Origin of the sequence: Natronogracilivirga saccharolytica (assembly GCF_017921895.1) — a bacterium.
GTDB lineage: Bacteria > Bacteroidota > Rhodothermia > Balneolales > Natronogracilivirgulaceae > Natronogracilivirga > Natronogracilivirga saccharolytica.
In genome coordinates this window covers 1-330 of record NZ_JAFIDN010000044.1, presented here as the reverse complement: position 1 = coordinate 330, position 330 = coordinate 1, and the positions used below count along the sequence as shown (strand labels likewise).

The window sequence follows — 330 nt, the reverse complement described above, 5'->3', positions numbered from 1 at the left end:
GGTACCTGCAATCCTGGAGGTGTCAGCAGCCGCGGTAAAACGTAGGTCACAAGCGTTGTCCGGAATTACTGGGTGTAAAGGGAGCGCAGGCGGGATCGCAAGTCAGATGTGAAAACTATGGGCTTAACCCATAAACTGCATTTGAAACTGTGGTTCTTGAGTGAAGTAGAGGTAGGCGGAATTCCCGGTGTAGCGGTGGAATGCGTAGATATCGGGAGGAACACCAGTGGCGAAGGCGGCCTACTGGGCACCAACTGACGCTGAGGCTCGAAAGTGTGGGTAGCAAACAGGATTAGAAACCCCAGTAGTCCAGAAGTGTTAGTAACCGCG

1 rRNA gene is annotated in these 330 nt (G+C 53.0%); it reads left to right on the top strand.

The window, feature by feature from the left end:
• A 16S ribosomal RNA gene (locus tag NATSA_RS15345) occupies positions 1-330 on the top strand; the annotation flags it as partial.